The organism is Colwellia polaris (assembly GCF_002104515.1).
In the GTDB taxonomy this organism is placed as follows: Bacteria; Pseudomonadota; Gammaproteobacteria; order Enterobacterales; family Alteromonadaceae; genus Cognaticolwellia; species Cognaticolwellia polaris.
Window position 1 is genome coordinate 53,496 of the sequence record NZ_NBOE01000003.1, and the last position, 11,613, is coordinate 65,108.

The window sequence follows — 11,613 nt, forward strand, 5'->3', positions numbered from 1 at the left end:
TATTATAAATTATTTATTGTGGTTATAAACAAGGTGAGCCTTGTCTACGTTACTAATAACAAGTTCATATTCCTCGTTATCAACCATTACAATTAAACTATCGTTCTCTACGGCAACCAATTTACCTTTAAATTTACGACGACCGTTTAATGGCATTGAAATTTTAGCTTCAACCGTTTCACCCACAACCGCTTCAAACTGCGATTTTTCAAAAAGAGGACGATCAAGCCCTGGTGATGAAACTTCTAAGCTATATTCACTACTAATTGGGTCTTCTACATCTAGAATAGCCCCTACTTGACGACTTACTTCAGCGCAGTCATCAACATCGATACCATTTTCATGGTCGATAAATAATCTTAAAACCGAATGGTTGCCAGCACTGATAAATTCAACGCCTAATAATTCCTTACCCGTTTCTTCAACGGCAGGACGTAACATTTCGGTTAATTTGTGTTCAAATTTAGCCAATCACTTTTCTCCAATTTGGAAGAGTTCAGAAACAAAAAAAGGGCATAAAGCCCAGCGATACACCTTGCTGCTATTGCACCTTTTACAAAGTTAAGATACAAAAAAGCCCCAATACGCGGGGCTTATTCACTGAACCCACGATGTAAACCAAGTAATAACGTTCTTGGTTCTGTATAACAATATCTTAGATGTATATCTACCTTCGATAAAATCTATTCAGTGAAATATTGCTACATTCAAGCTGCGCAAATTATATAGAGTTGCTGCTTATATGGCAAGCTAATTTTCGTAGTGATTTAGGCTTGTGATTATAATATTGTCGACCTTATTAGAAAAGAATAGTTACTATTTATGCTAACATTACTATAATAATTATTGTGGCATTATCAGATAGTTAGTAAATTAGTCTAATTTATGATAAAAGTTGCTACAGTTGATATCTTGCAATCTTAATTAAGTATATAAAGGCACTTTGAAATTATATGTATACATATTCTCGTTTATTCATCAGAAACTTGTTTATTGCGATAGGCTTTTGTGCCTGTGTATCCCTAGCTAGCATTCTTAGTTTAGCTACACATATTGAAGAACAGCAAACTCAACATCAAGCAACCTTGCTAAAATTAGATAAGCAAATAGATTTTGGAAGTACAGAAGTACTGGCGAAGCAACTCGCTAATATTAATCAGTATCAATACATTAATATTATCAATATAGAAGGTGATGTTATTGTTAATGAACAACGTAAACCTACTTTTATTGACGAATATTTATTAGCTCCTAAAAGTCAAATTAAACTAACTAATTCAGATTTAATTATTCAGTTTCAATTAGCTGCACACACACAATTAAAATCTTTACAATTAACGCTCGTCAATGTATTCATTATTTCATTGTCTTTTGCTGTGCTTTTGATGCCGTTAATTATTGCAAGATCACGTAAGTTTGCTAAGAAAATTGATCAACAAGTCACACGTGAACTCGCATTTATTATTGCTGAAAAAGAAAGTCCTCTGACCGCAAATAGAAATGATACAAGCTTACCTGAAATTGAAAAAAGCTTAATTGATTTAAGAACGCTCATTGCCAATAAAATTACCGCAACAACATTGCTAGAGAAAGACGCTTATATTGAGCCAGTAACGAAATTAGAAAACCGCAATCGTTTTGTGCAGTTTTTTGAAAATGCTAATAGCCGTTCAAACTTTGGCGTTTTATCTATTACTCGCTGTTCAGAGTTACAAACAATTAACCAAATACATGGTTATCATGAGGGTGATAATTATATTCGCAAAGTTTCCGAGATTATGAAAAATGCGGTCAGTCGATATAAAGGTGCACAAGTTTTTAGATTGAACAGTTCTGATTTTGCAACATTACTTCCAAATGTTAATTTAAAAGGTGCTGAATCATTTGCGACTGAATTAACCAGTAACTTTAATAAATATCAACAAGCATCAGACTTAGACTCTGTCGGTTATACAGGCTTAGTTTACTTTGATAATGATAAACCACTAGGTGAATTATTAGCATTAGCCGACACCGGCATTAGTGTTGCTCAAACACAAAAAGTAAATGCTTGGTATGCTCAAACAGATACCAGCATTATTGACAACAGTAGTGCAAGTTATGGTAATCAAAATTGGCGTCAAGAAATTGATAGTGTAATTGCCAACCAACGTGTTAATTTGCTAGTTCAACCAATAAAGCCTAGCAGCCCTAATAACCGAGTATACGGTGAAATTTTAACGCGCTTTTTAAACAGTAATGAAGATATATTACCCACAGCTTCTTTTATAGCGATGGCAGAAAAGCTTGATAAAATAGTCGCGGTCGATCAAATGATCATTGAAGCGGCAATTAAAGAAATCTCTAATCGTAATATGCAAGATAACTTCTTTGGTATTAATGTTAGTTCACGCTCAATAAACGATGGTCATTTTTTAATTTGGCTTGAAAGAAGGTTATTACGCGACACGATTATTGCATCAAAACTTGTTTTTGAAATTACCGAAAGTGGTTTACAGCATAACATCAAAGCAAGTAAAAACTTTATTGATATGGTGCACAGAGTGGGTGCAAGAATTACTGTCGAACGTTTTGGTATTGGCTTAACTTCGTTTAAGTTTTTTAGAGATTTAAAGCCTGACTTTATTAAAATGGATAGCACTTATACTCGAGACATTGACGAAGATAAAAACAATCAATACTTTATGCGTTTAATGGTAGATTTAGCGCATAGATTAAGTATTAGCGTGCTAGCTGAAAGTGTTGAAAGCCAAGAAGAGAAGTTCATGCTTGAAAAGCTCTTTGTTGATGGTTGTCAGGGATTTTATATTGGTAAACCACGAACTATATCGTCATCTTAACTGCGAAGCATTGATCCTTAAGCCACTAAAATATAGTGGCTTTTTTATTGCTTCTTATAGAAACATATACACCAATGTTGTCTCAATTGTTCAACTTTACATCGATTTTATAAACACATTTCAATCAACCGACATTTAAAATTAATAACCTTACAGTTCATCTGTTGTTTATTGCTTGATAAACACGGATAATAGTGCCAATTTTCACGGTAAAATAATAAGCGAATGACTGATTATCTCTTGCTACTTGTTGGCACAGTATTAGTAAATAACTTTGTTTTAGTTAAGTTTCTAGGCTTATGCCCTTTTATGGGTGTATCTTCCAGAACAGAAACGGCTATCGGCATGTCGTTTGCGACTACCTTTGTTATGACACTAGCTTCACTGCTAAGCTATATCGTTAATAGTTATGTTCTAGCACCTTTAGGCCTAGAATATTTAACTACCATGACCTTTATTTTAGTGATTGCTGTTGTTGTGCAATTTACCGAAATGGTGGTACATAAAACCAGTGCTAATTTATATCGCTTATTAGGTATTTTCTTACCACTTATTACGACTAACTGTGCCGTACTCGGTGTAGCTTTATTAAACTTTCAAGAACAACACAACTTTTTCGAGTCAATTATATATGGCTTCGGCGCTGCAGTTGGTTTTTCACTAGTGTTAATCATGTTTTCAGCTATGCGTGAAAAACTAGCTAATGCTGACGTGCCCGCCCCATTTAAAGGTTCAGCTATTGCAATGATCACGGCAGGATTAATGTCTTTAGCCTTTATGGGCTTTACTGGTTTGGTTAAAGTTTAATGAGCACTCTTATCGCAATATTAGTCGTTGGTGTACTTGCTGCTTTATTTGGAGCCCTGCTCGGTTACGCCTCTGTACAATTTAAAGTTATTGGTGATCCACTTGCAGAGCAACTAGATGCCTTACTACCACAAACTCAATGTGGCCAATGTGGCTATCCGGGTTGTAAGCCTTATGCAGAAGCGGTTGCTAATGGCGAAGCTATCAATAAATGTGCCCCTGGCGGTGAAGACACCATTAAAAAAATAGCTGATTTAATGGGCGTTGAAGTACAACCATTAGATGGTAATCATGAAACCGATAATACACCGAAAGTTGCTTTTATCATTGAAGAGGACTGCATAGGTTGTACTAAATGCATTCAAGCCTGCCCTGTTGATGCCATTATCGGTACGACAAAGCAAATGCATACAATAATAGCTGACGAATGTACTGGCTGTGACTTATGTGTTGCACCTTGTCCGGTTGATTGTATTGAGATGATCCCATTAGCCACAACAACACAAAACTGGCAATGGGATTTAAATAGTATTCCTGTTGTACAAATAGATTAAAAAGAGGTTTTGGTGGAATCGGTAATTGAACGTATAAAAAAAGGAAATTTTTCGCATTTTCACGGTGGTATTCACCCGCCTGAGCAAAAATTTCTTACCAGCACTAAACCTATTGCCAGTGCACAAATACCTGAGCAGCTAATAATTCCGCTACGCCAACATATTGGTCAAGCCGGCAAATTAATTATTAGTGTTGGTGACAAGGTACTTAAAGGACAAGCTCTCACGACTATAGATACCCCAATGTCGTTGCCTGTTCATGCACCAACAAGTGGTACAATTACTGATATCAAATTAATGCCGATACCTCACCCATCAGGGTTGAGCGAAGCTTGTGTAATATTAACTCCTGACGGTGACGACACATGGCAGCCGCGTAAAATATGTCCTGACTATAAGTTATTAAGCAAAGAAAATATTTTAGATAAAATTGCGAATGCTGGTATTGCTGGAATGGGCGGCGCTGGATTTCCTACCAAAGTAAAAGTAAGTACACTCTCAAAGATTGAATATTTAATTATTAATGCTGCTGAGTGTGAACCCTATATCACCGCTGATGATTTATTAATTCAAGAGCATAGCCCAACCATTTTAGATGGTATAAAAATAATCGACCATTTATTGTCACCAACAAACATTCTTATTGGTATTGAAGACAATAAACCCAAAGCAATTGACGCTTTAATGAAAGCTACCGCCGATATTGACCACCTTCAAGTTTGTGTTATTCCAACAAAATATCCGAGTGGCGGTGAAAAACAGCTGATTCAGATATTAACTGGGCAAGAAGTACCTTCAGGTGTTTTACCTAGCTCTTTAGGTATTATTATGCAAAACATTGGCACTTGTTTTGCCATTGCTGATGCTGTCATTAATGATACTCCTCTTATAAAGCGTGTAGTGACTATAAGCGGGCAAGCACTGGAGAAACCTCAAAATATCTGGGCATTAATTGGTACACCTGTCGGCTTTTTAACAAAGCATTGTGGTTATCAAAATAATGAAAAGCAGCATTTAATTATGGGTGGCCCTATGATGGGCTTTAGTTTACCCACAGATCAAATACCAGTCATAAAAAGCACTAACTGCATTTTAGCGCCGAGTGAAATTGAAATAGCTTCACCTTTTTCCTCTACCAGTAGTAAAGAAGTAGAATGTATTCGTTGCGGACAATGTGCTGATGTATGCCCTGCACAATTACTGCCTCAAGAATTACAGTGGAGTGCAAAAGCAAAAGATCAAGCTCAACTGGCCAAACTTAATTTATTTGATTGCATTGAATGTGGTGCTTGCGCTTATGTATGCCCTAGCCAAATTCCTTTAGTGCATTATTACCGTGTCGCCAAAGCTGAAATTCGTCAACAAAAGTTACTTGATATAAAAGCTGAAAAAGCCAAAGTAAGGTTTGAAGCACGAAAACTAAGACTGGAGCGTGAGAAAATTGCCCGCGCCGAAAAACACAAAAAAGCAGCAGAAGCTCGCAAAGCTAGAATGAACTCTGGCACAGCAGCAGCTAAATCTGAAAAATCCGCAGTTGCCGATGCTCTCGCACGTGTAAAAGCTAAAAAAGCACAAGCTAATAAAGCGATAGCTAGTTCAGATAACAACAAAGAAAACCCAGCAACAGAGCAAGTTGACTCAGGTAAAAGCCAAGTAGCAAATGCCATTGCTCGAGCAAAATCGAAAAAACTAGCTCAGCAAGAACAAGCGCAGTTAGACGCTATAGATACGCAACAAGACAACGAATCTCCAAGTTCACTAGCAACTAAACAAATCGAGCCTGTTGTAATAGATAAAAAAGCAAAAGTAGCCGCTGCTATTGCAAAAGCGAAAGCAAAGAAACGTCAAAAAGAAACAACAGCGAATAATACTGATAGTAATAGTGAAAGCGAAAGGAATGATTCAGCTACTACTCAAAGTACATCAAATAAAGCGGATCATGAAACAATAGATACCGCAGTAACAGAATCGGTTAATGCACCTGAAAGTGCTAACAAAACGCTAGATAAAAAAGCAAAAGTAGCTGCAGCTATTGCAAAAGCGAAGGCGAAGAAACGTCAAAAAGAAACAACAGCGAATAATACTGATAGTGATACTGATACTAATAGTGAAAGTAATAGTGAAAGCGAAAGTAATGATTCAGCTACTATTCAAAGTACATCAAATAAAGCGGAACATGAAACAATAGATACCGCAGTAACAGAATCGGTTAATGCACCTGAGAGTGCTAACAAAGCGCTAGATAAAAAAGCTAAAATCGCGGCGGCAATTGCAAAAGCTAAGTCAAAAGCTAAGTCAAAAGCTAAAGCTAAATCAGCTATAAAATCAGAGTCTGACGCAAGTTTACAAAATGTTGAGACATCAACAACAAAGATAGAACCAAGCCAAGAGCCAATGAAAAACGCTGAAATTGAGCATGAAACTAGCGACGTTCAATCAAAAGTTAACAATAATACAGCTGATATAGATAGAAAAGCTAAGATAGCCGCCGCAATAGCTAAAGCTAAAGCCAAAAAACTGGCTAATAATACGCAAAAATCTTCAAGCGAATCTTCTAAGCAAAAGCTACAACAACCAGAGCATTCAGAAATTGTTGAGGCAAAAGCCAAAAACCTTGAAGCTGAAAACAAAAAAGCGCGCGTTGCTGCTGCAGTCGCTAAAGCGAAAGCAAAAAAGCTGGCTGCTTCAGCCAATAAATCAACCCATTCAGAGTAAATTAGCACCATGGCATTTTGGATAGCAAGTTCTCCACATAATCATCAACAAAGCGAAACCTCGGCCCTGATGAGGCTCGTTATATATGCCACAATTCCGGGTATATTGGCTCAATGGTACTTTTTTGGTTGGGGGAATTTAATCCATATAGCTTTAGCTGTTACCACTGCAATCGTCGCCGAATTTACTGTTTTGTCTCTTCGTGATAAAAAAATCACATCACAGTTATTTGATGGTAGCGCGATATTAACCGCCGTATTACTTGGCATTAGTTTACCTGCTCTAGCACCGTGGTGGATAACCATTATTGGTAGCATATTTGCTATCGCAGTCGTTAAACAGCTTTACGGTGGTTTGGGCCATAACCCTTTTAATCCTGCGATGGCAGCGTATGTCATGTTGTTAATTTCATTCCCTGTACAAATGACCCAGTGGCAACCGCCATTGTCTTTGTTGGCTATGGACATACAATTTAATGACACACTTGCGGTTATTTTTTCTGGTTATACCCCTCAAGGTTACTCTGTAGAACAAATTCGTACCCATATCGACGGCTACACCATGGCAACACCTTTGGATACCGTGAAAACTAACCTTACCCTCGGTTTAACAGTCGCTGAAAGTATGAACTCACCCGTTATTGGCAAGCACTTTGGTTTAGGGTGGGAATGGATAAACGCAGGTTTTTTACTGGGTGGCTTATTTTTACTGTTCAAAAAAGCAATCCACTGGACCACACCATTTAGTTTCTTAATCAGTTTATTTGTTTGTAGTTTTATTGCTTTTATTATCAGCCCTGACAGCAGTACATCTACTATGTTTAACTGGTTTACCGGTGCAACAATGCTCGGCGCATTTTTCATTTTAACCGACCCTGTTTCAGGTGCAACCAGTGTAAAAGGTAGGTTAGTTTTCGGTGCGCTTGCTGGTTTATTAGTTTATTTAATTAGAAATTTTGGTGGTTACCCAGATGCAATAGCGTTCGCGGTATTATTATGTAATATGGCAGCCCCTTTAATCGACCAATACACTCGACCGCGTACCTACGGACATGATTTAGGAGCTAAAAAGTAATGTCTGAATTAACGCCAGCAATCAGTAAAAACTCACTAATATTAGCCTTATTTGCTATTTCTTGCACAGCGGCAGTCGCTATTGTACAACTGCTTACTGCTGATCGTATTGAACAACAAGCGCAACAAAAACTTATCAGGCAGTTAAATCAAGTCATTCAAAAAGATAATCACGACAATGAAATGTTTCTTGACTGTATTGTCGCGCCTGAAGATAACAATTCAGATTTACTCATCGATGTTATCTATCGCGCTAGGCTTAATAATGCTCCAACTGCCGCAGCAATAAAAACCGTTGCCCCTGATGGTTATAGTGGCAATATCGAATTGTTAATTGCTATTAATACCGACGGCAGTGTTAGTGGCGTTAGAACCCTAATGCATAAGGAAACACCCGGTTTAGGTGATAAAATAGAGCGTAGAAAAAGTGCTTGGATAGATAGTTTTTCAGGAAAAAAACTTCTCGACGACAACGATAGTCGCTGGGCTGTTATAAAAGATGGTGGTATGTTCGACCAATTTACTGGCGCAACTATAACCCCGAGAGCTGTAGTTAAAACGGTAAGAAAAACAATCGAATATTTTGAGAGTAATCAAGAGCGTATTTTTTCTACCGCCAGTAATTGTGGAGTTTACCCATGAAAATAAATCCAGAATATAAAGAACTCGCATGGCAAGGTTTATGGAAAAATAACCCAGGGCTTGTGCAGTTGCTTGGCCTTTGCCCTTTACTTGCTGTCACATCAACGGTTGTTAACGCCTTAGGCTTAGGCATAGCAACGCTGTTTGTGCTTATTTGTTCGAATGCTACCGTGTCTGCCATAAGACAATGGGTACCTAAAGAAATTCGTATTCCAATTTTCGTTCTTATTATTGCCACTTTTGTTACCTGTGTGCAATTACTCATGAACGCCTATACCTACGATTTATATCAATCGTTAGGTATATTCTTACCGCTTATTGTGACTAACTGCGCCATTATTGGTCGTGCCGAAGCCTACGCCTCTAAAAACCCGATCAAACAAGCAAGCTTCGATGGTTTAATGATGGGCCTTGGCTTCTTGGCAGTACTTCTGGTGCTTGGTGCGATACGTGAAATATTAGGCCAAGGAACATTATTTGATGGTGCAAACTTATTTCTTGGTGAATGGGCGACTCAACTTAAAATAGAAGTTTACCAGCTTGATAGCCAGTTTTTATTAGCCATACTTCCTCCGGGTGCTTTTATTACTATGGGCTTTTTAATTGCAGGTAAAAATGCTATTGATCAAAAAATAGCGCAAGCTAAACCTAAAAAATTAGAACAAGCCATTGAGCGTGTACGTGTAAACTTTGAAAGTTAACACGACATATTTACTTGAAACTTAAAGTATAAAGAATCAAAAAGCCTGATGAATAAAGATAAAAGAATAGAAATGCTAACTCGGTTAAGGGATAACAATCCAAACCCGACCACCGAGCTAAATTTTTCCAGCCCTTTTGAGCTTTTAATTGCGGTACTGTTATCGGCTCAATCAACCGACGTTGGAGTTAATAAGGCTACGGATAAATTATATCCTGTCGCTAATACCCCACAAGCTATACTTGACTTAGGCCTTGATGGCCTAAAATCTTATATTAAAACCATTGGCTTATTTAATACTAAAGCAGTAAACACGATTAAAACCTGTCAAATGTTAATAGATTTGCATGGCGGTGAAGTGCCTGAAAACAGAGCTGCGCTCGAAGCTCTGCCTGGTGTTGGTCGTAAAACGGCTAATGTCGTGTTAAATACCGCATTTGGTTGGCTAAAAGATAACGAAGGTAAATACTTTATTGCCGTTGATACCCATATTCAACGCGTAGCTAACCGCACAGGTTATGCTAAAGGTAAAACAGTTGAAGAAACCGAACAAAATATTGTTAAAAATACCCCAAGAAAAACTGAATTTTTCTTTAACTTGCACCACTGGTTAATACTGCACGGTCGCTATACTTGTGTAGCAAGAAAACCACGATGTGGCTCGTGTATTCTAGAAGACTTATGCGACTTTAAAGATAAAACTGAAGACTAATAGCTAACGCAAAAGTTTACGAAACATATTCATAAGCAATTAATAGCATTATCAATTGAACGTTAAAAGGATAAATCAACGATGAAATTTTTACACTCGATGGTTCGTGTTAACGACCTAGAAAAATCACTCGACTTTTATATTAAGCATTTAGGTTTAGTAGAAACTCGCCGTGTTGATATACCTGAAGGTAAATTTAGCTTAATATTTTTAGCAACTGAGCCAGGCGCGGCTGAAATAGAGCTTACCCACAATTGGGGATCGGAAGAAGAATATACTGTTGGCAGAAACTTTGGTCATTTAGCCTTTGAAGTTGACGATATTTATGCGTTATGTGAAAAGCTAATGGCTGCTGGTATTACCATCAATAGGCCTCCGCGTTGTGGCCATATGGCTTTTGTTAAATCGCCTGATAATATTTCCATTGAATTACTACAAAAAGGCGAAAAACTTGCGCCAAAAGAACCTTGGTTAAGCATGGAAAACACTGGTAGCTGGTAAGCTTAGTTGTTCTGTTTTAATAAGAAACAACGTTTACATTAACTTCTGTTATCTACTATCCTCTTGCACTAGCTCTCGTGAATTAAAGCCTGAACTATGATTTAGTTTAGGTTTTTAGTCATTTTATCTAGCCGTTTTTTGCTAATTATTATTTAATAAAAAAGAAAAGCTATATTTTTATCTCAAGTGTTGATTTTAAGTGCTTAATAAAAGCTTTACTGGCATTTGAGAGCGAATGACTCTTTTTCCAAGCTAAACTCAGTTTAAATTCAATGTTAGGTTCAAATGGAATTGAGGTCATCTGAGCTTCGTTTTGTAAAATACGCGACAAACATGTGGTTATTCCAACGTTATTACGCACTAATGATTTTTGTAATTCAATCAAGTTTGTTTCCATGCGTATATCGAGTTCAACTTGCTGCTGCTTAGCATATTGACTTACCACTTCACGTAAAAAATACCCTTGATGAAACAATACTAAAGGCTGTTGGCAAAATTTTGCGAGTGAAACCGTATTTGCTTTCGCCAATGGATGTAAGCTAGACATGCCTGCAACTATTTCTTGATTTATCAATTGTGTGTAACGCAGCTGCGAATGTTCTATATCGCCACGTATTAGCGCTAAATCTAATTCGCCATTCAGTAACATTTTCTCTAGCGCTGCTGTGCCTTGATCTATTAATTGAATTTTTATTTTTGGGTATTGTTGCTTAAACTCAGTTAATACTGTTGGGAAATAATAAGAGCCCATCATAGCTGAAACGCCAAAGCGAATAGCCCCTTGTTCAAGGTTTTTCAAATCTTCTAACGCTAACTCAACTTGGCCAACTTGGCTTAAGAGCTCAATGGCTAATTTATATAACACCTCGCCTTCTGCAGTTAATAAGGCATTTTTTTCTGCTCGATTTATTAGCTTGAGCCCAACTTCATGCTCTAGTTTTTGTATCGCAATGGTTAACGCTGGCTGAGCAATACCTATTTTTTCAGCTGTGCGAGTAAAGTTACCTAATTGGGCTAACTGGCAAAAATATTCAAGGCGTTTTAAGTTCATAGTAGCTCATCATAAATA

Annotated in this window: 11 protein-coding genes; 9 read left to right on the forward strand and 2 right to left on the reverse strand. The window is 37.3% G+C overall.

Translation table 11 applies throughout. The features are described from left to right. Positions 1-9: 9 nt before the first annotated feature. Positions 10-471: a ribosome maturation factor RimP gene (gene rimP / locus B6A32_RS07285; protein WP_085302477.1), complete on the reverse strand. Its 462-nt coding sequence runs from the start codon at positions 469-471 to the stop codon at positions 10-12. A gap of 482 nt (positions 472-953) precedes the next feature. Between rimP and B6A32_RS07290 the strand changes: the two genes are divergently transcribed. From B6A32_RS07290 to B6A32_RS07330, 9 genes are all read left to right on the forward strand, one after another. Continuing rightward, complete coding sequence (locus B6A32_RS07290) at positions 954-2,840, forward strand: EAL domain-containing protein (protein WP_085302479.1); 1,887 nt, start codon at positions 954-956, stop codon at positions 2,838-2,840. Between the two features lie 225 nt (positions 2,841-3,065). Next, a complete protein-coding gene (gene rsxA / locus B6A32_RS07295) occupies positions 3,066-3,647 on the forward strand; it encodes an electron transport complex subunit RsxA (RefSeq protein WP_085302481.1) in 582 nt (193 codons plus the stop codon). Next, positions 3,647-4,201, forward strand: coding sequence for an electron transport complex subunit RsxB (rsxB, locus tag B6A32_RS07300; RefSeq protein ID WP_085302483.1), 555 nt, complete (start codon positions 3,647-3,649; stop codon positions 4,199-4,201). The genes rsxA and rsxB overlap by 1 nt, the downstream gene beginning before the upstream one ends. 12 nt (positions 4,202-4,213) lie before the next feature. Continuing rightward, positions 4,214-6,916, forward strand: coding sequence for an electron transport complex subunit RsxC (gene rsxC / locus B6A32_RS07305; protein WP_233131350.1), 2,703 nt, complete (start codon positions 4,214-4,216; stop codon positions 6,914-6,916). A gap of 9 nt (positions 6,917-6,925) precedes the next feature. Further along, on the forward strand, positions 6,926-7,990 hold the full coding sequence (gene rsxD / locus B6A32_RS07310; protein ID WP_085302487.1) for an electron transport complex subunit RsxD: 1,065 nt from the start codon (positions 6,926-6,928) through the stop codon (positions 7,988-7,990). Beyond that, a complete protein-coding gene (gene rsxG, locus B6A32_RS07315) occupies positions 7,990-8,631 on the forward strand; it encodes an electron transport complex subunit RsxG (RefSeq protein ID WP_085302489.1) in 642 nt (213 codons plus the stop codon). The genes rsxD and rsxG overlap by 1 nt, the downstream gene beginning before the upstream one ends. Then, positions 8,628-9,332 (forward strand): electron transport complex subunit E, encoded by a 705-nt coding sequence (locus B6A32_RS07320; protein ID WP_085302491.1) that lies wholly within the window; start codon positions 8,628-8,630, stop codon positions 9,330-9,332. Before rsxG ends, B6A32_RS07320 begins: the two co-directional genes overlap by 4 nt. A 48-nt stretch (positions 9,333-9,380) precedes the next feature. Then, positions 9,381-10,043, forward strand: a complete 663-nt coding sequence (gene nth / locus B6A32_RS07325; RefSeq protein WP_085302493.1) for an endonuclease III — start codon at positions 9,381-9,383, stop codon at positions 10,041-10,043. 81 nt (positions 10,044-10,124) lie between these two features. Then, positions 10,125-10,544 carry a VOC family protein gene (locus B6A32_RS07330; RefSeq protein WP_085302495.1) on the forward strand — a complete coding sequence of 140 codons (420 nt, stop codon included), beginning with the start codon at positions 10,125-10,127 and terminating at the stop codon, positions 10,542-10,544. A 169-nt stretch (positions 10,545-10,713) separates the two neighbouring features. On the opposite strand, the gene B6A32_RS07335 is transcribed toward B6A32_RS07330, so the two are convergent. Further along, a complete protein-coding gene (locus B6A32_RS07335; protein WP_085302497.1) occupies positions 10,714-11,595 on the reverse strand; it encodes a LysR family transcriptional regulator in 882 nt (293 codons plus the stop codon). Positions 11,596-11,613: the final 18 nt, after the last annotated feature.

Coding starts and splice junctions, on each gene's coding strand:
- B6A32_RS07290 (WP_085302479.1), top strand. CDS start 954: ATGTATACATATTCTCGTTTATTCATCAGAAACTTGTTTATTGCGATA.
- rsxA (WP_085302481.1), top strand. CDS start 3,066: ATGACTGATTATCTCTTGCTACTTGTTGGCACAGTATTAGTAAATAAC.
- rsxB (WP_085302483.1), top strand. CDS start 3,647: ATGAGCACTCTTATCGCAATATTAGTCGTTGGTGTACTTGCTGCTTTA.
- rsxD (WP_085302487.1), top strand. CDS start 6,926: ATGGCATTTTGGATAGCAAGTTCTCCACATAATCATCAACAAAGCGAA.
- rsxG (WP_085302489.1), top strand. CDS start 7,990: ATGTCTGAATTAACGCCAGCAATCAGTAAAAACTCACTAATATTAGCC.
- B6A32_RS07320 (WP_085302491.1), top strand. CDS start 8,628: ATGAAAATAAATCCAGAATATAAAGAACTCGCATGGCAAGGTTTATGG.
- nth (WP_085302493.1), top strand. CDS start 9,381: ATGAATAAAGATAAAAGAATAGAAATGCTAACTCGGTTAAGGGATAAC.
- B6A32_RS07330 (WP_085302495.1), top strand. CDS start 10,125: ATGAAATTTTTACACTCGATGGTTCGTGTTAACGACCTAGAAAAATCA.
- B6A32_RS07335 (WP_085302497.1), bottom strand. CDS start 11,595: ATGAACTTAAAACGCCTTGAATATTTTTGCCAGTTAGCCCAATTAGGT.